Here is a 23036-nt window from a genome sequence, read left to right as displayed (position 1 = left end):
TACGGTTCCGGCATGGACGTTTCCGCAATGAGTCCGACCGGCGACGACGACATCACCCCGGCGGTGGTGATCAAGGACGTCGCGCGCGGGCAGCTGGTCAAACTCGGGGCGGCAGGCCTGTCCCCGGACACCGTGGCGCGCGACAGCGGCCTCCCCGTCGCCGATGTCGAAGCCGTCTTCCCGCACCGCGACGATCTGTTGACCGCCCTGGTCATCGACGCCTACGACGCCTCCGGCGAGGCGATGGAACAAGCCGACGGCGCGGCGCGGGAGGCCGGTGCGTCCGGGGGCGCACGGCTCCTCGCGGTCACCCGCGCGCTGCGGCGGTGGTCGTTCGAGAACCCCGCCGAATTCACCCTGATCTACGGTTCGCCCGTGCCGGGCTACCACGCCCCGCAGGACACGGTCCCCTCCGCCTCGCGGACCCCCGCGGTCCTCGCCGGCATCGTCCGCTCCGCGCTGGAGGCCGGTGAACTCACCCCGCCCCGGCGGTCGGTGCCCGGCCCGCCGCTGCTCCTGCCGGAGGCCGTGCAGCTCTTCGGCGGCGCGCCCGAGGCTCCGTTCTCGGACATCATCGAGCGCGGCATCGTCCTGTGGAGCAATCTGATCGGCCTCCTGGTGTTCCAGGTCTTCAGCCGTACCCACGACAGTGTCCGAGACGAGGCGGCCTTCTTCGACTACGCCATCGCCGTGGCGGCCGAGAGCATCGGCCTCGTGGTCCCCCTGCCCGAGACGACCGACTGACCCTTCCGCCGCACGTGCGGCTGCTGCAGAAATCCGGGACGTGAACACCACCAGAACCCTGTGCTTCGTCATAGCCGCCCTCTCGTCGTACGCGGCGCTCGTCTACCGGCTGTGCCAGGCGCGGCGCAGCTGGAGGGACGGCGCGTACCGCACGCTGATCGCCACCCTGCTGCTCCAGTGCCTCACCTTCACCATGGGGGCCCTGGCCATGGGGGGCGCCCCCCTGCTGGGAGTCGGCAATCTGGCCATCCTCCTCATGCACCTGTCGGCGGTCGCCTTCTGCGTCAGCGCGCAGATCATCCTGCTGCGCTGGGCCGCCGCGGACGAGGAGTCGGTACGCAGGACCCGCTACTGGCTGGTCACCGGCATCGTCCTCGACGTGCTGCTGACGGCCCTCTTCTTCCTCGCCGACGGCACCGGCCGGCCGGCATCGGACTTCGACGGCACGAGCGAGCCGCTGCTCCTCACCTATCTCCTGGCGTTCATCGTCTCCCAGGCGATTCCTTGCGTCACCATCTACCTCCAGTGCGGCCCGTACGCCCGGATGACGGACAACGCCTCGCTGCGCCAGGCCCTGCGGCTGCTCTCGGTCACCGCGGTGGTCCTGTTCCTCTACTGCGCGGCCAGGACGGTCAACATCCTCACGGCGGCGAGCGGGGTCGACATCGGCGCCTGGAAGGTGGCCGCCTCGGTCTTCAGCGCCGCGGGCATCGTGATGCTCTCGCTCAGCCTGACCAACTCCTCCTGGGGGCCGGCGGCGACCCGGCTCCTGGACTGGTCCCGCACCTACCGCTCGTACCGGGCTCTCTACCCGCTCTGGCGCGACCTCTACGAGTCATCCCCGGACATCGCCCTGGAACCGCCCGGTGCCTCGGTCTCCGACCTCGACTACCGGCTGCACCGCCGGGTCGTCGAAATACGCGACGGCTGGCGGGACTTGCGTCCGTACATCGACCGCAGCACCCACGGGGGTCGCGATCCGGACAAGGAGGGGAGCGCGGAGTCCCGGCAGGCTTTCGCCGAAGCGGCACGGATCAAGCGGGCCTTGCAGGCAAAACTGACCGACACGGTGCCCCAGTACAACAAGGATGCCGGTGATTTCGACGACCGCGATACGAACAACTTCGCGGCAGAGCTCGCATGGCTCACCAAAGTGGCAGCCGCCTACAGTAAGCTCGGCAAGGCGAGTTGAGAACTCCCGCCCGGTTTGCATCCCCCGTCAAACCGGGCGGGTTTCCCGTTTCCCCCGCTGTTCGGGCGGCCGGACGGGTGGCTCCCGCCCGGACTGGCCCGGCCCATCCCCCGAGGGTCGGGCCAGTTCGATGTCACCGACGACCAACTTGGCATCCCCCGTGAGCCAAGTTAGCTGTCAGCTATCGACCGGTCCCCAACGTTGGCCGAGTCAGGCGCAATTGTCAACTGACCGCTAATCTGTGAGACTTGCGCTTAGCTGAGGGCTATACCGAGGAGGCGACGGAGGAAGGTTCACCATGACCGGGACTGAGAACGACGGCGAGAGCGGCTCCGGGACCGGCAGTGCCGAACGTCCCCTGCTCGCGGTGCGCCTCGACGACCTGTTCAGGACGGTCCGCCCCAAGGGCAGGCACTGGACCAATGCCGAGGTCGCGGACGAGCTCAAGCGGGTCAGCCCCGACCTCAAGGTCGGGGGCGTGTACCTGTCGCAGCTGCGCACGGGGAAGCGCTCCAACCCGTCGCCCGACCTCCTGTCCGCCCTGGCCCGATTCTTCGGCGTCTCGGTGGCCTACTTCTTCGACGACAAGGTCGCCGAGTCCGTGCTCGGTGAGCTCGCCGCCATCGAGGCGTTGCGGCAGTCCGGGGTCCGCGCCGTGGCGATGCGGGCGGCCGGGATGAAGAAGGAAAACCTCCAGGCCATCACGGCCATCATGGACCAGTACCGGCAGATGCAGGGCCTGCCGCCCGTCGCCGACCCCTCCGAGCCGGGATGAGGGGCGCCCGCAAGGAACGGTCGGCCGACCAGGACCGCCGCAGCCGGCTCAAGAAGCTCCGGAAGGCCGGCGCGCAGCGGATCGCCGAGCTCGGCCTGCCGAAGGTGGCCGATGTGGCCGAGCTCTGCCGCCACCTCGGTGAGGTGCGCGACCGGCCGATCACGCTGGTCCCGATGCAGATGCCCTCGTCGCATCCGTGCGGCATGTGGGTCGCCGCACGCGACGAGGACCTCATCTTCTACGACGCCAACACCACCGGCGCGCATCAGGAGCACATCATCTTGCACGAGCTGGGCCACATCATCTGCTGCCATCGAGGCGCGGGCGGGCTGGACGAGGCGGCCGCCCGCCTCCTCTTCCCCAACCTCGACCCCCAACTCGTACGCGACATGCTCCTGCGCGCCACCTACGACGACGTCCAGGAGCAGGAGGCGGAGATCATCGCCTACCTCCTCTCCCAGCGGATGGACGACGCCGGGAAGCGGCACGACGCGGAGCCGGCCGCGGAACCGGGCACGGACGGCAATCCCGCCAGGAGCGCGACGCTCAGCCGCATCGAACGCACGCTGATCTGACGCGGCGATCTGACGTGGTGATCTGACGTGGCTCCCTCATCGCCCGGTGGCCGCCACCTCCTCGGCCAGGATCGACACGGCGCGCCGGATGTCGTCCGCGCGGTGTTCGGCGGTGATGAAGAACCGCAGCCTCGACAGCCCCTCCGCGACGGCGGGGTGGAAGATCGGGTCGGCGACGACGCCCCGGGCGAACAGTGCGTCGGCGACGCGCAGGGTCCGCTCCGAGTCGCCGAAGATGCACGGAACGATCGGGGTGTCGGCGCTGGTGCCCGTCGCCAGACCGGCCGAGGCGGCCAGTTCGAGGAAGAGCCCGGAGTTGCGCCGGAGCGCGCGCACCCGCTCCGGCTCCGCGATGAGCAGCTCGGTGGCGGCCAGTGCCGCGGCCGCGTTGGGCGGGGTCAGGCCGACGCTGTAGACGAAGCCGGGGAGCGTGTGGCGCAGCCAGCGCACCATCCGTGCCGAGCCGCCGAGGTAACCGCCGCAGCTGGCGAAGGCCTTGGAGAGGGTGCCCATCCACAGGTCCACCTCGGATCGGTCGACGCCGTGGAACTCGCCCACTCCGCGCCCGCGTTCGCCCACGGTGCCGATGCTGTGGGCCTCGTCGACCATCAGCAGGGCCCCGTAGCGCTTCTTCAGCTCGATCACGGCGGGCAGGTCGACGAGGTCGCCGTCCATGCTGTAGGCGCCCTCGACCGCGATCAGCACGCGCCGGAAGCGGGACCTGTTGAGCCGCAGCATGTGCTCCAGCTGGCCGATGTCGTTGTGGGCGAAGGGACGTCGGGCCGCCCCGGACAGCGCGCAGCCCTGGAGGATGCTGTCGTGGGCGAGCGCGTCGTGCACCACGAGGTCCTCCGCGCCGACGAGGTGTCCGATCGCGGTGACGTTGGTGGCATGGCCGCTCACGAGCGTCAGGCAGTCGCCGACGCCGAGGAAGTCCGCCAGCGCCCGCTCCAGCCGTACGGTCAGGTCCCGTTCGCCGGAGAGCACGCGGCTCGCCGAGACCGAGGTGCCGTACCGCTCCACCGCTCGGTGCACGGCTTCGTTGACCGCCGGATGACCGGACAGCCCGAGGTAGTTGTAGCTGCCGAAGGACAGGAAGGCGCGGCCCGCGATGACGGTCGTGTCGCGGACGTTGCCCTCGTGGACCCGGAAGTACGGGTTGTCCGCGCCGCTGTCGGTGATCCAGCCGAGGCGTCGTTCCAGCTCGCCGACCTCCGGGAACTCGTCGATGTCGGCCGTGCCGGCGCTCCATTCGGCGGGCCCCGGTCCGGTCGCCGCTCCGGCGGGGGCCGCCGCGCTCCGCGTCCGGTCCGGATCGACGAGTTCGACCAGCCGGCCGACCGTGAGTTCGCGGGAGAACAGCTCCTCGGCCCGGAAACCCGGTATGCGCCTGCCGATGTTGACTTCGAGCTCCTGCAGCATCAGGGAGTCGAAGCCGAGGTCGGCCACCAGCAGCAGGTCCTCGCCAAGCTCGGAGAGCGGGAAGACGCCGGCCCGGGAGACCTCTTCGAGCACGACGGAAGCGGCGGAGGCGGCGGAGACGGCCGCTGCGCCGGACGCTCCGTCCGACCGGCTCACGGCCGGTGCGACGGGCTCCGTGACGACCGGATGCGGCACGTCCCGCGCCGATTCGTCCACGACCCAGTGACGGCGCGGGGCGAGTGGGCTCGGCGGCAGGGTGCACGGGGGTGTCCGCACCCCCGTGGGCCGGGGCGCCGGGCCGGTGGCGTTGTGCTCCGCGCGGCCCTCCGCGCGGCCCTCGCTACGGCCCGCCTCGGTCAGCCGGGCGATGGCGTCGGCCGTGTCCCGCACCACCACGCGGAGGTGTTCCGTGAGGGGCGTACGGCGCGCGAGCGTGTCCGCGACCGCGGCCAGCGGGGGCCGGTCTGCTGCGATGGTCTCGGCGAGCTCCCGGGCGTGGCGGGCCAGCCCTTCCCGGTCGCGCGCGCTGAGGAACAGTACGTGCGGTGCGCCGTCGGCTGCGACGGGTGCTGCCGGGGCGGCCGGGGCGGCCGGGGCCGCGGTGCACTGCTCCACCACCAGGTGGACACCTGTGCCTCCGAAGCCGAAGGCGCTCACCCCCGCCCGGCGCGGACCGGCGCGGTCCGGCCACGGGGTCGGGGCCGTCGGTACGGTCAGCCGCGCGGCGTCGAGCCCGGAGCGATCGGCGAGGTCGCAGTCCGGCTGCGGGGGTATCACGCCCCGTTGCACGGCCAGGACCGATTTGATGAGCCCGGCGATCCCCGCGGAGTTCAGCGAGTGCCCGACCACGGCCTTCACGGCTCCGAGGTAGGCGGGTTCGGCTCCCTCACCGCGCAGTTCGCGCAGGACGGCGAGTTCGACGGGGTCGCCGACCGTGGTCCCGGTGCCGTGCGCCTCCAGGTAGCCCACCGCGTCCGGAGCCAGGCCCGCGTCCCGGTAGGCCCGGCGCAGCGTGCGCAGCTGCCCGGCCGCCTGCGGGTGCATGCCGCCCTGCACGGTCCCGTCGTTGGCCGTTCCCACACCGCGGATCACCGCGTAGACCCGGTCACCGGCCGCCAGGGCGTCGGTGAGGGGCCGCAGCACCAGTACCCCCGCCCCCTCGCCCAGGACGAAGCCGTCGGCCCCGGCGCCGAAGGGCAGGCACCGTCCGCTGCGCGAGATGGCGCCGATCCGGCACAGCCCGACCAGCAGGTCGGGGGTGAGTACCAGTTGGGCGCCGCCCGCGAGGGCGATGCGGGAGCGGCCCGCGCGCAGTGCGTGCACCGCGTTGGCGACGGCCATGAGTCCGCCCGAGCACGCCGAGTCCAGGGCGTAGCTCTCGCCGTGCAGGTCGAAGACGGAACTGATCGTGTTCGGGCCCATGTTGAGCAGGAGCCCGGCCACGGAGGTGCCGCTCAGCCCGTCCACCGCGCGGACCGAATCCGGCAGGCGGGGGTGGGCGATGCGCGCCCCGAACTCGCCACCGGCCAGCTGGCGCATCCGGACCTGCAGGGTGCTGAGCTCTCGGTAGCCGCCCTCGGTGAGAGCGGTGATCACGGAGGTCTCCTCGCGGTCGAAGCCGTCGGCTTCCCACCCCGCGTCCTGGATCGCCTCGCGGGCGAGGTCGATCAGCAGCCGGGCCTGCGGGTCCATCGCCCGGGCCCGGCGCGGCGGGATGCCGTAGTGGGCCGCGTCGAAGTGGCCCACGTCCGGCAGCAGCGCCATGGTGTCCGTGTACGCCGACGAGGTGTCACGTAAGTTGTCGCTGAGGAAGGCCGCGGAACGCCAGCGCGCGTCCGGGATCGCCCCGAACTGTGGCTGCGGGTCCGTCAGGAGCCGCCAGTACTGGTTCACATTGCGCGCTCCCGGGAACCGGCACGCCATCCCCACGACGGCGATGTCCTCCCGCCGCGGGCCCCTCGGGTCCTCTATGTGGTCCATGCCCGTCCCGTCACGCACGTCATCCGCCGGTCGCCAGTCGCTCCCGCCACCAGTCCACCGTCGCCTCGACCTGCTCGTCGACGGGCGTGGCCGCCGCCGCGAACGCCTTCTCGTAGGCGCTCGAGTCCACGATGAACGGGCGGTCGAACTGGTAGCGGACTTCCTTCAGTTCACGCAGCAGCGGGGAGACGAGCGACGCCACGCCGACCACGGCGGACGGGAGCCTGCGCACGGCGACCGGCCCCGTTCCCGCTCGGGCCGCGAGGCGGTCGACCATCTCTCCTACGGACAGAGCCGGTTGGGTCGGCACGTGCCAGGCCCGCCCCCACGCCCGCTCCTCCCCCGCGACCTCGGCCAGTGTCCTGGCCACGTCGGGGAGGTACGTCCAGCTGTGCGGGGCGTTCGGGTCCCCCAGCGTGGTGACCGGCTTGCCGCGCAGCAGCGGCGGCACGACCCGTCCGGCGAGGTGGCCGCCATCGGTGACGCCGGGTCCGAAGAAGTCCGACGCGCGCACCTCGACCGCTCTGATCCGGCCCTGCTCGTGCAGTGACCGGGCCTGCTCCCAGACCGCGGCGCGCACCCGCCCCTTGGGGCCGGTCGCCGCGAGCGGCAGCTCCTCGGTGAGGGGACCGTCCACCGGGCCGTAGCCGTAGAGGTTGCCCAGCATGACCAGTACGGCCCCGGTCGCCTCGGCCGCGGCGCACAGCGACGAGGCCAGCGGCGGCCATTGGCCCACCCACTGGTGGTAGGGCGGCGCCGCACAGCTGTGGAGGGCGGCCGCGCCCCGCGCCAGGTCGGTCAGCCGCCCGGAGTCGGTCGCGTCCAGCGCTACGTGCTCGATTCCCGGTTCCGGGCTTCGCCCCGATCTGGTGACGACCCTTACGGTATGGCCCTGTTCGGCGAGGATCCGGGCAGTGGCTGCGCCGGCCGGTCCAAAACCTATGACGACATGAAAGCTCACGTGCGCACACTAGCGCGAGCGCCCGGCGCCCCCGGCCGGGTAGATCGCGTACCGGCCAGCGCGCCGACGCGAACCGCCGGACACTGGGCACATGGGCAGCAACCACGCCGAGGGCCCCGCGAACGGGCCCGCCGTCTCCCGGGAGGACTTCGACGCGCTGTTCGAGACGGTCCGTACGTGGGGCCGGTGGGCGGCGGCCGATCGCGGCGCCTGGAACCGGGTGACGGCGGAGCACGTGCGCAGGGCCACCGCCACGGCCCGCTCCGGCACGGTCGTCCCGCTGGGCAGGCCCTGGGACACCCGCCCCGGGCCTGACAACACGAAGCCCGCCCTGCACCACATGTCGGAGCTGGGCGACGTGGAGCCACCGGAGCCGTCCGTCTACAAGGACTTCCTCGCCGTGGACTACCACGGCAAGGGGGTGAGCCACCTCGACGCACTGTCACACGTCGCCTACCGGGGGCGACTGTACGGCGGCCGCGCGGCGCGCGACGAGGTCGATGCCGCGGGAGCCCGCTTCGGCTCCGTTTCGGCACTCGGCCCGCTGGTCACGCGGGGCGTCCTGATCGACCTGCCCGCCGCCCTCGGGATCGAATGGCTGGAACCGGGGCGTGCGGTGCACGCGCGGGACCTCGTCGCCGCGGAACGGGCACTCGGCGTGACCGTCGGCGACGGCGATGCGGTGCTGCTGCGCTCGGGAGCCTTGCGCAGGCGCCGGGAACTCGGCCCCTGGAACCCCGACGTGGCGAGCGCGGGCTGGCACGTGGACGCCGTGCCCCTGCTCGCCGAGCGCGCCGTCGCACTGCTCGGCGCCGACGGGGACAGCGACGTACGGCCCTCCCCGGTCGAGGGGCTGCACTCCCCCGTCCACGCGCTGGCGGTCGCGGCGATGGGCGTACCGCTGCTGGACAACCTCGACCTGGAACCGCTGGCCGCCGCCTGCGCCGAAGCGGGACGGTACGCGTTCATGCTCGTCGTGACGCCGCTGAACGTGCCCGGCGGGACGGGTTCGCCCGTCAATCCGGTCGCGATCCTGTGACGGCGGCGCTGTTCCCTTCGCTCCCCTGCTCATTGCCGAAACGTGAGGAATATACTCAAATCTGGCGATCGAGGGTGCTCCGGTGAGGGGAAGTGATGCACATGGGGGTCGTCGGGGACCGCATCGGCCCCGTGCGTTTTCGTGACCGGTTCCTGCAGGGCGAGTCCGTCGAGGGGAGCGTGAGAAGTCCGATCCTCAGCTCGTGGCAGCGCAGCCGTCTGCTGGGGCTGTCGCCGGACCAGCTGGATCTCCCCTTCAAGCAGGACATCGACCCGGACGGTCCCCTGCTTCGGGCGGCCGAGCCCGTGCTCGACCGGCTCCAGTCGATCTTCGCGGGCAGCCGGACCAACATCTGTCTCGCCGACGGTCACGGCATGGTGCTCGCCCGCCGTTTCGGCGAGAAGTCCATGCTCAGGCAGCTCGCCCCGATCCAGATCGTTCCCGGGTTCGTCTTCGCCGAGCAGGTCGCCGGCACGAACGGCATCGGGCTCACCCTCGCGGAGCGGCGACTGTGCCAGGTCTACGGCGCCGAGCACTTCGCCGAGCGGTCCCAGTCGAGCGCCTGCACCGCCATCCCCCTGCGCGACCAGCTCAGCGGGCACATCCAGGGCGTCCTGTGCCTCGGCTACCCCTACACCGAGGCGGACCCGGCGCTGATCCCCGTGGTGCGCAAGGCCGCCGAAGCCATCGAACGACGGCTGATGGACCAGAGTTCGGCTCGCGAGCACGGCCTGCTGCAGGCCTACCTCGACGCCGCGAGCCTGGCCCGGACCGGCGAGTACGGCTTCAACGGACACCCGGTCGGCATGGACGAGTTCCTCCAGAGCGAACTGGAGCAGAGCGATCAGACGACCCTCAAGGAGAAGGCCACGGAGCTGATGTCCGCGGACCGGCGGGCCGCCGCCGAGGTGCCCCTGTCCCGCGGCCGATGGGTCACGCTGGTCAGCCGCCCCGTGACCAGTGCCTCCGGGGTGGAGGGCGTGGTCGTCGAGGCGCTGCTCCCCGAGGACTCGGAGCGGCACGCCCCCGGCCCGGACCACACCCACGCCCCGGCCGCCGCGCCGCCCGGACCGCATCCCCTCGTCACCCCGGGTCCCGGTCCCGCGACCGTCCGCGTACACGGCGCAGCGCGCGCCGACGGGCCGGCCGACGAGCCGTCCGGCGACCCCGCCCCGGGCAGGGTCAGAGGGCTCGTGCTGGTGGGCGAGCCCGAGGTGGGCAAGTACGCCGTCGCTGCGCGGCGGCGTCTGGAACTGCTGGCCGAGGCCAGCAACCGCATCGGCACCACCCTGGACGTGAGCCGCACCGCCTGGGAGCTCGCCGAGACCGCGGTCCCGAGACTGGCCGATTTCGTCACCATCGACCTCCCCGAAGCCGTACTGCTGGGCGAGGAGTCCCCCCGCCCCACCACCGAGATGCACCGCACGGTCGTCCACGGAATCCGCCAGGACTGCCCCTTCTACCCGGTGGGCGCCCGGGTCAGCCTGCGCCCCACCACGCCCCACATGCGCGCCGTCGCCACCGGCCAGCCCGTGCTGGAGCCCGATCTGAAGGCCGCCTTCGGCTGGATCGCCCAGGATCCCGCACACGCCGAACTGCTCCTCGCGCACAACATCCACTCCCTCATCACGGTCCCCCTGCTCGCCCGCGGCGCCATCCTGGGCGTCGCCTGCTTCTACCGCTCGCAGGACCCCGCCCCCTACGGCGACGACGACCGCTCGCTGGCCCAGGAGCTCGCCGCCCGCGCCTCCCTCTGCATCGACAACGCCCGCCGCTACACCCGCGAGCACACCCTCGCCCTGTCCCTGCAGCGCAGCCTGCTCCCGCGCGGCCTCCCCGAACAGAGCGCGGTCGAGGTGGCCCACCGCTACCTGCCCGCCGAGTCGGGGGTGGGCGGGGACTGGTTCGACGTCATTCCCCTGTCCGGCGCCCGCGTCGCCCTCCTCGTCGGCGATGTCGTCGGCCACGGACTGCACGCCGCCGCCACCATGGGCCGGCTGCGCACCGCCGCCCGCAACTTCGCCGAACTGGAACTCGCTCCCGACGAGCTCCTCACCCACCTGGACAACCTGATGGTGCGCCTCGACCGTGAGGAGGGCGGCGACCAGCCCGGCTCCGGCAGCACCGGCATCGTCGGCGCCACCTGCCTGTACGCCATCTACGACCCCATCTCCCAGCAGTGCACGATGGCCCGGGCGGGCCATCCGCCGCCCGCGCTGGTCCGGCCCGACGGCACGGTCTCGCTCCTCGACCTGCCCGCGGGTCCCCCGCTCGGCCTCGGCGGCCTGCCCTTCGAGTCGGTCGAGTTGCGGCTCCCCGAGCACAGCCAGCTCGTCCTGTACACCGACGGGCTCATCGAGGACCGCCACCGCGACCTCGACGTGGCCCTCGACGCGCTGAACCGCGCGCTCGCCCACCCCGACCGCGCCCCCGAGGAGACCTGCCAGGCGGTCCTCGACTCCGTCGCACCCGACCACCCCTGCGACGACATCGCGCTCCTCGTCGCCCGCACCAACGCCGTGCCCCCGGACCGGATCGCCACCTGGGACCTGGCCGCCGACCCGGCCCTCGTCTCCGAGGTCCGCGCCGCCTCCGTGCGCCAGTTGAGCCGGTGGGGGCTTGAGGAGTCCGCGTTCGCCACGGAACTGCTGCTCAGCGAGCTGGTCACGAACGCCGTCCGCTACGGCACCGCGCCCATCCGGGTACGCCTCATCCACGACCGCAACCTGATCTGCGAGGTGCACGACGCCAGCAGCAGCGCCCCGCGCATGCGTCTGTCGGCCACCACCGACGAGGGCGGCCGCGGCCTGTTCCTCGTCGCGCAGCTCGCCGAGGCCTGGGGCACCCGCTACACCACCGAGGGCAAGGTCATCTGGGCCGAGTGCACCCTGGCCGCGGCCTGACCCCTGATCGTTCGCCCATCGGGGTCACAGGGCGCGGCGACATGCCGGGAACGGACGCCCATATCCCCGTAGAGTGCCCCGTACCGTCGGGAAGAACTCGGAGGCCGACCCCCGGAGAAGTCTGTGCATGACGCTCCCGACACCTGGGCGAGTCCATCCTCGCGATCCGGTGCCGCACCCCTGGTCCGGATGCGCGGCCTGAGCAAGCGGTTCGGCGGCACCGTCGCGCTCGCCTCCGTCGACCTCGACATCCACCGCGGCAGCGTCCTCGCGCTGCTCGGCCCCAACGGGGCCGGGAAGTCCACCCTCATCAAGGTGCTCGCCGGGGTCCACCACGCCGACGAGGGCGAGGTCACGGTGGCCGGCCACCCCCTCGGCAGCCACGCGGCGGCCCGGAGCATGTCCTTCATCCACCAGGACCTCGGTCTCGTCCCGTGGATGACGGTGGCCGAGAACATCGCCCTGGGCACCGGCTACCCCCGCCGCCGCGGACTGATCTCCTGGCGGCGGACCCGGGAGCGCTGCGACGCCGCCCTGCGGATCGTCGCCGGCCATCTGGACGCCGACGCCCGGATCACCGGCCTCGCCCCCGCCGAGCGCTCGCTCGTAGCCATCGCCCGCGCGCTGGCCACCCGCGCCGAGCTCATCGTCCTCGACGAGCCGACCGCCACCCTCCCCGCCGCGGACTGCGCGCGGCTCTTCGACGTACTGCACACCCTGCGCGACCGCGGGCACGGCATCCTCTACGTCAGCCACCGGCTCGACGAGGTCTACGAGGTCGCCGACACCTTCGCCGTCCTGCGCGACGGACGGCTCGTCGACCGGGGCCCGCTCGCCGGCCACAGCCCGGCCCGTCTCGTGCAGGCGATCGTCGGCCACACACCGGCGGGCCGGGCACCCGCCACACCGCCCGCCGCCACAGAGGCCGACACCGGCGCGCCCCTCCTGAGCCTCGACCGGGTGCGGACCGCGTCCACCGGGGAGATCAGCCTCGACCTGCGCGCCGGTGAGGTCCTCGGCATGGTGGGCCTGACCGGTGCCGGCCACATGGAGCTGGGGCGCGCCCTCGCCGGCGCGCGGCCGGTCCGGGGCGGGCTGGTACGGCTCGCCGGGCGGCCCTACCACCCCCGTACGGTCCACGCCGCTCTCGCATGCGGCGTCGGCCTCGTGGCGGCCAACCGTCAGGAGGAGGGCTGCGCCGCCGACCTGACCGTACGGGAGAACTTCCTGGCGAACCCCCGCGCGTCCGGCAGGCCGGCGACGCACTGGATCAGCCCCCGCCGCGAGCGCGCCGAGGCCGCCGCCCTCATCGACCGGTTCTCGGTGCACCCCCGCGACAGCGAGGTGCCGATCGCCACCCTGTCGGGCGGCAACCAGCAGAAGGTCATGGTCGGCCGGTGGCTCCGCGGGCACCTGCGCCTGCTCATCCTCGAGGAGCCGACCGCCGGGGTGGACGTGGGCGCCAAGGCCGGCATCCACCGGCTGCTCGACGACGCCCTGGCTTCCGGCCTCGCGGTCCTGCTCATCTCCACCGACTTCGAGGAGGTCGCGGACGTGTGCCACCGCGCGCTGGTGTTCGTCCGCGGGACCGTGAGCGCGGAGCTGAGCGGTGCGACCCTCACCGTCGCCGAACTGACCCGCACCGCCTCGGCCATGCCCGCGATCACCGGCACCGCGACGGACCGATGACCATGCCGCCCTCGCCGTCGCCGTCGCCGTCGCCGCGAACCCTGCTGGACCGCCTGCGCGGTCACCACATCGGCACCTACGGCCTGGTGGCCCTCGCCGCCCTGCTCTTCCTGGTCTTCTCCCTTGTCCTGCCGGGCACCTTCCCCACCCGGGACAACGTCTCCTCGATCCTGTTCAACCAGTCGATCCCCGCGATCCTGGCGCTGGGAGCGACCATCCCCATCGCCACCGGCAAGTTCGACCTGTCCATGGGCTACGGCCTCGGCCTGGCCCACGTGATGGTGATGCAGCTGATCGTCCACACGGGCTGGCCCTGGCCGCTCGCCTGCCTCACCGTGGTCCTCGGCGGGGCACTGGTCGGCGTCCTCAACGGCGTCATCGTCGAGTACGTGCGGATCGACTCCTTCATCGCCACGCTCGGCACCGGCAGCATGATGTACGCCGCCACCGGCTGGATCACCGACGGCTCCCGGATCGTCCCCGGCCCGGACGGCCTGCCCGCCGCCTTCACCGGCCTCTACGACTCCCGGTTCCTCGGCCTGCCGCTGCCCGCCTACTACGTCCTGGCCCTCGCGGCCGCGCTCTGGGTGGTCCTGGAACGGCTGCCGCTCGGCCGGTACATGTACGTCATCGGCTCCAGCCGGCGCACCGCCGACATCATCGGCATCCCCAGCCACCGGTACTCCGTCTACGCCTTCGCCGGATCGGGCCTGGTCGCCGGGCTCGCCGGGGTCCTCCTCGCCGCCCAGCAGCAGACCGGCAACCCGAGCGTGGGCCTCGACTACCTGCTGCCCGCCTTCGTCGGCGCCCTGCTCGGGTCCACGACGATCAAACCCGGCCGCGTCAACGCCCTCGGCACCGTCGTGGCCGTCGCCGTCCTCGCCATCGGGCTCGCCGGCATCGGCCAGCTCGGCGCCGATTTCTGGGCCACGCCGCTGTTCAACGGCGCCACTCTGCTCATCGCCGTCGGCCTGGCCGGTTACTCCGCCCGCCGCCGGCTGCGGGTCGGCGCCACCCCGTCCGGCCGGCCGCCCGCAGAGCCGTCCGCCGCACCGACGAAGGACACCCCCTAGGAAGTTCGTACGCGCACCGCGTCAGGAGCACCGTGTACCCGATGGCCCCGCACCGCAGGACTCCCCTCACGACCGCCGCACTGCTGACCGCGGCCGCCGCCCTCGTCGCAGGTTGCGGGAACGGCGTCCCGACCGGCGCCGCGCCTCCCGCGGCGGGCTGCCCCACCGCCCTCGCGAGCGCCATCTCGGCCGTCGCGCAGGCCGAGAACACCGACACCGCCTGGCACGGCCCCACGACCGGCCCCGCCGCGGTGCCCGGCAAGTCCATCGTCTACGTCGCCCAGACCATGACCAACCCCGGTGTCGCGGGCGTCGCCAAGGGCGTCGAGGAGGCCGCGAAGGCCATCGGCTGGCAAGTCCGGGTGATCGACGGGGAGGGCACTCCCGCCGGGATCCAGGCGGCGCTCAGCCAGGCCATCACGCTGAGGCCCTCGGGCATCGTCATCGGCGGCTTCGATCCCCAGCTGACCTCGCGGCAGATGGCGCGGGCCGAAGCCGCGGACGTCCCCGTCATCGGCTGGCACGCGGTGGGCACCCCCGGCCCGAGTACGAAGCCCAAGCTGTTCACCAACATCACCACGAAGGTGGAGGACGTGGCGAGGATCAGCGCGGACTGGATCATCGCCCGTTCCCGGGGCGATGCCGGAGTCGTCCTCTTCACCGACGACTCGATCCCGTTCGCCAGGAACAAGTCCGAGCTGATCCGCAAACAGCTCGCCACCTGTTCCGGCGTACGGCTGCTGAGTTACGAGAACATCCCCATCCCGGACGCCGGAAGCCGTACCCCGCAGACGGTCTCCTCGCTGCTCTCCCGCTTCCAGGACGACTGGACGTACTCGGCCGCGATCAACGACCTGTACTTCGCCGACGCGGCCCCGGCCCTGCGGGCGGCGGGGAAGCCGGGCTCCGGGCCGCCCTTCAACATCGGCGCGGGCGACGGGGACCCCTCCGCCTTCCAGCGCATCAACAGCGAGCAGTACCAGGCCGCCACCGTTCCCGAACCGCTGAACCAGCAGGGCTGGCAGATCATCGACGAGTTCAACCGCGCCTTCAGCGGCGGGCCCGCCAGCGGGTACGTGGCGCCCGTGCACGTCGCCACGGCCGGGAACAGCAAGGGCGCCACGTCCTGGGACCCGTCCGGGTACCGCGAGGCGTACCGCAGGATCTGGGGCGGCTGACGACACGCCGGACGGGCACCGGGCCCGCTCGGAGCGGGGCCGGTGCCCGTGTCGCGCACCGGGCGCTACTGGTACGGGTCGAAGGGGATGCCGGCCGGCTTGGCCTCCGCCAGGTGGGACGCGAACGAGCCGTCCTTCAGCCCGAAGTGCGCACTGCCGAAGTCCGCCTGGGTGAGCTTGTCCCGCAGGGTCGCCGGGTAGCCCGACCACCCGACGAGCGTGGGGAACTGCCAAGCCCGGCGGTGGTTCTCGGGCGGCTCGTCGTTGGTGTTCGCCGCACGGAAGCAGTGCGTGCCGATGCCGTCCTTGTGGTAGACGATCTTGGGGTGGGTGCCGTCCCAGCGGATCTGATCGCGCGAGTGGATGTTGAAGTCGCCGTGGGCGGAGGTCGCGACGTACTTGGCCTCGTTGCCCTGGATCCACACGACCACGTGCTCCCAGTCATGGCGGTGGCCGCCCAGCTCGATGCCGGGCAGGGCCTGGTCCTTCTCGAAGTAGAGCGCGTACACGACGGCGCACCAGCCGTTGTTGCAGGTCCAGCGGGAGTAGCCGTTGGTGTTGGCGAGGTCCGAGGCGTCCCGGCAGTTGCCGTTGAGGGCGCCGGTCGGTTTGAGTCCGCCGTTCAGAACTCCGGTCGGTCCTATGGCGGGTGTCGGGTAGCAGCCGTCGGTGTCGTAGTCGTAGGCCGGCTGGTAGGTCAGCTCGATCGCCTCGGCCTTGCCGGGGAGCGCCGGGGGCGGCGCCGCGAAGGCCGTCTGGGGAACGGCGATCACCACCGCGAGGGCGGCGCCGACGACCATGGTCGCTCTCCTGATGTGACGGTTCGTCCGCAAAACAGGCCTCCTGGCCGCCGGGTGCGAGGGTGGCGGCCAGATCAGGACCGAGCACCGTCGACCGACACGCCGGGAGCATCATTCGCGAACCGGGGCGGCACAGCAAGGGGCCGGACAGACTCCGTACCTTGCGTGGTGAAGGATCGTAAAAGCCTTGAAGGCAAGGAAAATTGACTGAATGTCAGGGATGGAAGCGGCAGCGGGACGACGGCCTGACCGGCGAGATGTGCCGACCCCCTCGCGCGGCACGGACGGGCGCCGCCGCACCGTGGAGCACAGGGAGCGGCGGCGTACCGTCACACGGCCATCACCCGAGTGCGTTCATCAGGATGATGGCCATGAGGTCCAGCAGGATGACGGCGATGACAACGCCGATCATGAACCAGGCTCTGCGCGATTCGTCCATGCGTACGGGTCACCTCCCGACCGGGGGCGGGCCACCGCGCGCGATCCGGGGACCGCACGGGGGACTCGTCCACCTCTGGCCATGATGACCCGGTTCCGCGCGGAGCACAGGTCGGCGGGTCAGGCGACCCAGGTTCCGGTCATGCCGACGACCGCGGAGCCGTCCTGGTCGGCCAGCTTGTTGCCGGTGAAATCGCGGGCCCACTGCGAGGTCTGGATGCGGAACGCGGGCCGGTCGACCGTGAGCGCCTCCATGACGGACTCGGCCGCACCGTCCGGAGTCTGCGCGCCGTCCAGGAACCGGCCGACCGTGCGCTCGACGTAGTGGCGCAGCGCGTCGGAGTAGGGGCCGGCCGCGGCGATACGGGCTTCGAGGTCCAGGCCGATGTTGTTCACGAACTCGGTTGCCACGGCGCCCGGCTCGATGACGCAGACGCTGACGCCGACGGCGCTCGCGACGGGGGCCAGGCTCTCCATGTACCCCTCCACCGCGAACTTGGCCGCGCAGTAGGCCTCGTTGAACGGCTGGCCGATGACGCCGCCGACGCTGGTGACCGTGATCAGGCGGCCGCCGGTGGCCCGCAGGTGCGGCATTGCGGCCTTGGAGACGTTCAGCACGCCGAAGAAGTTGACCTCCATGACCTCGCGGACGTCCGCGACGGTTTCGAGTTCGAGGGTGCCGACATGCCCGGCGCCGGCGTTGTTCACGACGGCGTCCAGCCGGCCGTAGTCGGCGATCACGCCCTCCACGGCGGCGGCGACGGAGTCCGCGTCGACGACGTCGAGCTGCCGGATGTCGATGTCGACGCCCGCCTCGGCGGCCGCCTTGCGCAGGGCGTCGGCGCGGCCGGTGTCACGCAGGGTGGCGATCGTCCGCCAGCCCGCGCGGGCCGCGGCGATCGCGGCGGCCAGGCCGATGCCGGAGGAGGTGCCCGTGATCAGGACGGTGCGGGAGGGGGTGCCGGGGGTGGCGGGGATGGTCGACATGACGAGGCCTTTCACGAAGGGTGATTTATGTGCGTGCACACACACCATAAAATTATGTGCGTGCGCACGCAAGCTCTAGACTGCCGACATGCCGAAGAAGCTCACCGAAACCGAGAAGCCGGCGGCCGACTACGCCTTCTACGGGCTGGTGTGGGCCGGCACGGTCATGACCGACCGCGTCGACCGCGCCCTGGTCAGGGCGCACGACCTCCCCGTGTCATGGTTCGAGGTCATGCTGTGGCTGGCCTCCAGCCCCGAGCCGGTGCCCGCCTCCGTACTCGGCAACAGCACCCTGCTCAGCCGCAGCCAGGTCTCCCGCGTCGTCGACGCCCTGCAGACCCGGGGCCTGGTGACCCGCACCCCCTCGGCGCGCGACGCCAGGTCGGTCGAGGTCTCCCTCACGGACGCGGGACGTACGGTGTTCGCCGAGGCCGACGCCACCCGGCGCGAGGCCCTGGCCCCGGTCTTCACCGAGCTCCTCGACGAGCGGGACCTGGAGGCGCTGGGCACCGTCTGGCGCAAGCTCAAGGCCGCGAAAGACGCACCGGCCTAGCAGGCCTGGCAGGCCTGGCAGGCCTGGCGGCCCTCAGCCGGAACGCCCGTCCGGGGTGAGGGTGGCGGCGGCCGCGAAGAGGCGGGCACACCGCTGCGTCATGGCCTCCGGGGTCTGCTCCGGGTGCTTGACCCACCAGCGGACGAGGGTGGCGACCAGGTCCCGCCAGACGTACTTGAGCGCGTCCGCGTCCAGCGGGTCGGCGGATCCGGCCGCGCGCAGCAGCTCCGCGGTGCCGCCGGCGGCGAGCCGGTCGATGGCCGCCCAGTACTCCGAGGCCCGGCGGACGGCCTCGCCACCGGGCGGCAGGGTGGTGTCGTAGAGCACGAACCACGCCTCCCGCTGCCCCTCCAGGGCGGTGAAGATGCCGTGGAGCACGCGCAGCGGCGTGTGCGGCGCGGTCCCGCCCTCGCCCATCGCCGCGCGGACCGTCTCCAGCAGCCGGTCCCCGACGGGGACCAGGCAGGCGACGTACAGGTCCTCCTTGGTGCCGAAGTACTGATGCAGCAGCGTCTTCGTGACACCCACCCGCGCGGCGATCGCGGGCAGCGACGCGGCGGCGAAGCCGCGGGTGCCGAACTCCTCGGTGGCCGCCTCCAGCATCTGCCGGCGGCGGTGCTGCCGCGGGACTCCCTTGGTGCCGGCCTTGGAGGAATTCGAGGACGGGGTTGCCATGAGTGGATATTATCAGTAGGTAATTTACCGCTAGGTAAATTACCTCGACCCCTGGAGCGCCGCCATGGCCGGCACCACCCCGCAGCCGACGTCCCGCACCCGTTCCTGGTGGGGCTGGGGCTGGACGGACGCACATCCCGACGACGCGGAATGCGCCGCGATGGGCGCCCTGCTCCCCGGCACGCTCAGCCGCCCGCTCCCCGTGCCCCGCGTCGGCGACCTGGGCATCGCCGGCCCCGCCGCAGAGCCCCCGCGGAGCCTCGCCCACCTGGTCAGCGCCGATCCCGGGGACCGCGCCGCGCACGCCATGGGCAAGGCCTACCGCGACGTGGTGCGCGCCCTGCGCGGACGCCCCGGCCGCATCCCCGACCTCGTCGCCCGCCCCACCGGCGACCGCGACGTCGCCGATCTGCTGGACTGGGCCGGTGAGCGGCAGGTCGCCGTCGTCCCGTACGGCGGCGGCTCCTCGGTCTCGGGGGGCGTCGAATACCGCGGCGACGCCCACGGGGCCGTCATGTCGCTGGACCTGACCACCATGGGCCGCGTCCTGGAGGTCGACACCGAGTGCCGGGCCGCGCGCATCCAGGCGGGCACCCTCGGGCCGAGCCTGGAGGATCAGCTGCGCCCCCACGGCCTCACCCTGCGGCACTTCCCGCAGAGCTTCGAGTTCTCCACCCTCGGCGGCTGGCTGGCCACTCGGGCGGGCGGCCACTACGCCACCGGCCGTACGCACATCGACGACTTCGTGCAGTCGCTGCGGGTCGTCACCCCGGCCGGCACCAGCAGCTCCTGGCGGCTGCCCGCCTCCGGGGCGGGCCCTTCTCCCGACCGCCTGTTCCTCGGCTCCGAAGGAGCCCTCGGCGTCATCACCGAGGCATGGGTCCGCCTGCAGGAACGCCCCCGCCACAAGGCGTCCGCCGCGGTCGCCTTCACGGACTTCCAGGACGCGCTCCGGGCGGTGCGCGCCCTCGCCCAGTCCGACCTCTCCCCCGCCAACTGCCGCCTGCTGGACTCCGGTGAGGCCGCGCTGTCGGGCGCCGCGCACGACGGCAGCTCCGTACTGGTCCTCGGGTTCGAGTCGGCGGACGAGCCGGTGACCGGCCGACTGGAACGGGCCGTCGCGCTGGCCCGCTCGCACGGCGGCCGGTACGGCGGGGCGGACGGGAGCGGCGGCCGCGAGGAGTCCCCGGACGGCGACGCGGCCGTGAGCGCCTGGCGCTCGGCGTTCCTGCGGATGCCCTACCTCCGGGACGGTCTGGCCCGGATGGGCGCGGTCGCGGAGACCTTCGAGACGGCGGCCACCTGGGACCGGATCCCCGCCCTGATCGACGAGGTGCGCAGGGAGGTCGGCGAGGCGGCGCTGAAGGCCACCGGACACCCGGCGACCGTCAACTGCCGCCTGACGCACGTGTACCCGGACGGCGCGGCGCCCTACTTCACCGTCCTGGCGGCCGGCCGGCCCGGTGACGAGCTGGCCGTCTGGGACGACCTCAAGGCCGTCGCGAGCGAGGTCCTGCACCGCCACCGGGCCACCATCACCCACCACCACGCCGTCGGCCGGGACCACCGCCCGGGCTACGACCGTCAGCGCCCCGAGCCCTTCGCCCTCGCACTGCGGGCCGCGAAGGGGGCACTCGATCCGCGGGGCATCCTCAACCCCGGCGTGCTCGTGGACTGACCGGGTCCGGGACGCCCGGGAGATCCCCGGACAGCCCGAAGGGCCGGGGCCGTCGGACGACGGCCCCGGCCCGGCGAGGCCACGCTCGGTCAGACGCGGTCGGCGGCGATCAGGACGTACTGGAAGGAGCCGTCCTTGTACGACTCGATGAACGCCTCCTCGATGCCGGTGACCAGGGAGGACGTGGCCCGCAGCTCCCAGTAGGGCAAGGTCTCGGGGGTCAGGTCGATGACGGCCTGCGGGACGAGACGGTTGTCGGCCATCGCGCGCAGGTACTCGCGGCGGGAGTGGATGTTGCACTCGAAGTGCGCGTTGATCTGCGAGACCCACTTAGAGGGCTGGCCGTACCGCGGGTTCCAGCAGCCGGTGATGGTCACGTACCGGCCGCCGACGGCGAGGACGCGGGAGTGCTCCGCGAAGAGGTCGTGCAGGTCGACGTACATGCTCGACTCGTTGTTCCACGAGCCCGCGGCCTGTCCGGTCTCGAACGGCGTGCCGAGCATGTTGCAGACGCGGGCCCGGACGTGGTCCTCGATGCCGAGTTCCTGGGCGCGCCGGTTGGCGAACTCGGCCTGCTTGGCCGACAGGGTGACGCCCTCGACCTTGCATCCGAAGCGCTGGTGGGCCATGACCATCGAGCCGCCGCGGCCGCAGCCGGCGTCGACGAGGGTGTCGTCGCGCCCGATGGGGCCGAGGTGCTGGAGGAGGAGTTCGGCCTGCGCCGACTCCAGGCGGTGCAGCTCGGCGATCAGCTTCTTCTCGTATGCGCTGTCCGCGGTGTCGCCGAGGGCCTCGTGGTCGATGTCGCCGATGCCGTAGTGGTGGTGGTAAAGGCCGTCGACGTCGCCGAGGCGGAGGTTCACGGGCCTTGCCTCGTGGTCCCAGTAACGGGCGATGTCCCCCTGGTAGGGAGTCACCGGGCTGGGGATGAACACGGAGGAGGTACCGGTGGCGGCGGTGAGATCGGTGCTAGTCATGAACAATTCCCATCTTTACCAGAAATCGGGCAGGCTGTAGCGATACGTGTTGGTCTGGTGCCAGTAGTGGTTGCCGTCGACCCATACGGCCACTCCCCGCAGAAAGCGCTGCACGGTCGGAACGGGGCAGGTGACGGCCAGCTCGGCGGCCGCGGCCTCGAAGTCGCGCATGAGGTCGTTGTGGACCTCGACGGCTTTCAGATAGGCGTCCTGGTCGGAGCAGCCCTCGCGTTCGGCGATGACTACCGGCAGGTTCAAGTGGCGTCCGGGACTGGCCAGTTCCTTGGTGTAGGAGTACAGGTCATTGACGATGGTGGTGGCGTTGCCGGCGAGCGCGATCACCCGTTGCATGGCGGGCTGCGCGTGGAGGTCCGCCGGCAGTTCGTAGCCGCCGACCGAGTCGGTGATGGTGGGGCAGGGGCGGAAGTTGTTGAACTGCCGCATCGCCAGGTACTCCCACACCTCCGGGACGTACTCCGTCTGCGCCCAGGCCCCTTCGGCGAGGTAGCCCATGTGCAGGCGGGCCATGTCGTGCCGGTACCGGTCGGCCTGCGAGGGAGTGGTCGCCTGGAGGAAGTACTCCATGGCGGAGCGGTAGGCGCGCCGTGGCGCGTCCGAGAGCAGCGACGCCTCCCACTGCGGCGCGTACTCCTTCGTCGTGTGGAGCGGGTCGAGGGCCGTGTGGGCCAGCAGCAGGCGTCCGCCGAGGCCGTCGGGCGAACCGCCGTGGTCCTCGCAGTAGCAGTCGTCGACCGCGTTCTCGGCGACCATCAGCCGGGTGGCGAGCATCAGGTGCTCGACGCTGGGTGCGTCCGGATGGCAGGCGACCATGTAGCGCCCGACGGAGAAGCCGTCGAACTGGTCCTCCCAGTCCTCCGGGTACAACGCGACCTCGTCCATGGCCCAGGCCTTGATCCTGCGGCTGAGCTCTTCCACCCGCGCCGGATCGGGCTCCGGCACCGGGTGGTGGTAGAGGCCCGGGATCGGACGGCCGGCCGCCGGCGTGGGCGCACCCGGTGTCCCGGTGGCCGAGGGCGCCGCGGGCTCCTCGCTCCGGCCCCAGTGCAGGCTCGCCGTGCCCAGTCCACTGGGTCCGCGCAGGATCCGCGCCAGGGCGGGGCTCGGCTGCGGCGCGGCGGCCGCGGCCGCACCCTCGTCGAGTACGGGTACGGGTACGGGGGCGGGTGCGGGCGCGGGGGTCAGTGCGGGCGGCCCCGCGGGAAGAGCGGGCGGGGCGGGCGGCGCAGGACGGGCGGGCCCGGTGCCGGACGGGGGTTCGACGCCGGCGGCGAGGGTGTTGGCGAGAACGTGGGCCCCGAAGGAGGCCACGGCGGCGGGCAGGCTCGACTGCAGAGGGGAAGGCCCAGGATCGGGCATCCGTAACTCCTTGGAGAGGT

18 protein-coding genes are annotated in these 23036 nt (G+C 72.3%); 11 read left to right on the top strand and 7 right to left on the bottom strand.

Going from position 1 to position 23036, the window contains the following annotated elements; genetic code table 11:
• The first annotated feature begins 12 nt into the window (after window positions 1–12).
• From OG753_RS36955 to OG753_RS36940, 4 genes are all read left to right on the top strand, one after another.
• The gene (locus OG753_RS36955; protein ID WP_327266124.1) at window positions 13–744 is read left to right on the top strand and encodes a TetR-like C-terminal domain-containing protein; all 732 of its coding nucleotides are present in this window, start codon (window positions 13–15) and stop codon (window positions 742–744) included.
• Window positions 745–784: 40 nt separating this feature from the next.
• The gene (locus tag OG753_RS36950; RefSeq protein ID WP_405791796.1) at window positions 785–1936 is read left to right on the top strand and encodes an MAB_1171c family putative transporter; all 1152 of its coding nucleotides are present in this window, start codon (window positions 785–787) and stop codon (window positions 1934–1936) included.
• A gap of 298 nt (window positions 1937–2234) precedes the next feature.
• Window positions 2235–2711, top strand: a complete 477-nt coding sequence (locus tag OG753_RS36945) for a helix-turn-helix domain-containing protein (protein WP_327266122.1) — start codon at window positions 2235–2237, stop codon at window positions 2709–2711.
• A complete protein-coding gene (locus tag OG753_RS36940; RefSeq protein WP_401679388.1) occupies window positions 2708–3286 on the top strand; it encodes a toxin in 579 nt (192 codons plus the stop codon). Before OG753_RS36945 ends, OG753_RS36940 begins: the two co-directional genes overlap by 4 nt.
• A 36-nt stretch (window positions 3287–3322) precedes the next feature.
• Here OG753_RS36940 and OG753_RS36935 read toward each other — a convergent pair whose 3' ends face one another.
• Both OG753_RS36935 and OG753_RS36930 read right to left on the bottom strand, forming a co-directional pair.
• Entirely contained in the window at window positions 3323–6688 is a 3366-nt protein-coding gene (locus OG753_RS36935) for an aminotransferase class I/II-fold pyridoxal phosphate-dependent enzyme (RefSeq protein WP_405791793.1), read from the bottom strand.
• A 19-nt stretch (window positions 6689–6707) separates the two neighbouring features.
• Complete coding sequence (locus OG753_RS36930; protein ID WP_405791791.1) at window positions 6708–7649, bottom strand: NAD-dependent epimerase/dehydratase family protein; 942 nt, start codon at window positions 7647–7649, stop codon at window positions 6708–6710.
• Window positions 7650–7740: 91 nt separating this feature from the next.
• Here OG753_RS36930 and OG753_RS36925 point away from each other — a divergent pair, with 91 nt between their 5' ends.
• The 5 genes from OG753_RS36925 (at window position 7741) to OG753_RS36905 (ending at window position 15531) form a co-directional block, all read left to right on the top strand.
• Window positions 7741–8688 (top strand): cyclase family protein, encoded by a 948-nt coding sequence (locus tag OG753_RS36925; protein WP_405791789.1) that lies wholly within the window; start codon window positions 7741–7743, stop codon window positions 8686–8688.
• A 101-nt stretch (window positions 8689–8789) separates the two neighbouring features.
• On the top strand, window positions 8790–11591 hold the full coding sequence (locus OG753_RS36920) for a SpoIIE family protein phosphatase (protein ID WP_405791787.1): 2802 nt from the start codon (window positions 8790–8792) through the stop codon (window positions 11589–11591).
• Between the two features lie 123 nt (window positions 11592–11714).
• Window positions 11715–13280, top strand: coding sequence for a sugar ABC transporter ATP-binding protein (locus tag OG753_RS36915; RefSeq protein ID WP_405791785.1), 1566 nt, complete (start codon window positions 11715–11717; stop codon window positions 13278–13280).
• A complete protein-coding gene (locus OG753_RS36910) occupies window positions 13277–14353 on the top strand; it encodes an ABC transporter permease (RefSeq protein ID WP_405791783.1) in 1077 nt (358 codons plus the stop codon). The genes OG753_RS36915 and OG753_RS36910 overlap by 4 nt, the downstream gene beginning before the upstream one ends.
• A gap of 41 nt (window positions 14354–14394) precedes the next feature.
• Window positions 14395–15531, top strand: a complete 1137-nt coding sequence (locus tag OG753_RS36905; RefSeq protein WP_327266115.1) for a substrate-binding domain-containing protein — start codon at window positions 14395–14397, stop codon at window positions 15529–15531.
• Between the two features lie 65 nt (window positions 15532–15596).
• Here the strand turns inward: OG753_RS36905 and OG753_RS36900 are convergent, their stop codons facing one another.
• Both OG753_RS36900 and OG753_RS36895 read right to left on the bottom strand, forming a co-directional pair.
• Window positions 15597–16331, bottom strand: coding sequence for an NPP1 family protein (locus OG753_RS36900; protein ID WP_327266114.1), 735 nt, complete (start codon window positions 16329–16331; stop codon window positions 15597–15599).
• A gap of 558 nt (window positions 16332–16889) precedes the next feature.
• A complete protein-coding gene (locus OG753_RS36895) occupies window positions 16890–17756 on the bottom strand; it encodes an SDR family oxidoreductase (RefSeq protein ID WP_405791780.1) in 867 nt (288 codons plus the stop codon).
• Window positions 17757–17844: 88 nt separating this feature from the next.
• On the opposite strand from OG753_RS36895, the gene OG753_RS36890 reads away from it, so the two are divergent.
• On the top strand, window positions 17845–18309 hold the full coding sequence (locus tag OG753_RS36890; RefSeq protein WP_327266112.1) for a MarR family transcriptional regulator: 465 nt from the start codon (window positions 17845–17847) through the stop codon (window positions 18307–18309).
• A gap of 33 nt (window positions 18310–18342) precedes the next feature.
• Here the strand turns inward: OG753_RS36890 and OG753_RS36885 are convergent, their stop codons facing one another.
• Window positions 18343–18984 (bottom strand): TetR/AcrR family transcriptional regulator, encoded by a 642-nt coding sequence (locus OG753_RS36885; protein WP_327266111.1) that lies wholly within the window; start codon window positions 18982–18984, stop codon window positions 18343–18345.
• Window positions 18985–19048: 64 nt separating this feature from the next.
• Here OG753_RS36885 and OG753_RS36880 point away from each other — a divergent pair, with 64 nt between their 5' ends.
• Window positions 19049–20662 carry an FAD-binding oxidoreductase gene (locus OG753_RS36880; RefSeq protein ID WP_405791778.1) on the top strand — a complete coding sequence of 538 codons (1614 nt, stop codon included), beginning with the start codon at window positions 19049–19051 and terminating at the stop codon, window positions 20660–20662.
• 89 nt (window positions 20663–20751) lie between these two features.
• Here the strand turns inward: OG753_RS36880 and OG753_RS36875 are convergent, their stop codons facing one another.
• Both OG753_RS36875 and OG753_RS36870 read right to left on the bottom strand, forming a co-directional pair.
• Window positions 20752–21639 (bottom strand): geranyl diphosphate 2-C-methyltransferase, encoded by an 888-nt coding sequence (locus OG753_RS36875; RefSeq protein ID WP_327266109.1) that lies wholly within the window; start codon window positions 21637–21639, stop codon window positions 20752–20754.
• A 15-nt stretch (window positions 21640–21654) separates the two neighbouring features.
• Window positions 21655–23016 (bottom strand): family 2 encapsulin nanocompartment cargo protein terpene cyclase, encoded by a 1362-nt coding sequence (locus OG753_RS36870; RefSeq protein WP_405791775.1) that lies wholly within the window; start codon window positions 23014–23016, stop codon window positions 21655–21657.
• Between the last annotated feature and the right edge of the window lie 20 nt (window positions 23017–23036).

The organism is Streptomyces sp. NBC_00029, from assembly GCF_045160505.1.
Classification (GTDB): Bacteria; Actinomycetota; Actinomycetes; order Streptomycetales; family Streptomycetaceae; genus Streptomyces.
This window is presented reverse-complemented; position numbering and strand designations above follow the sequence as displayed.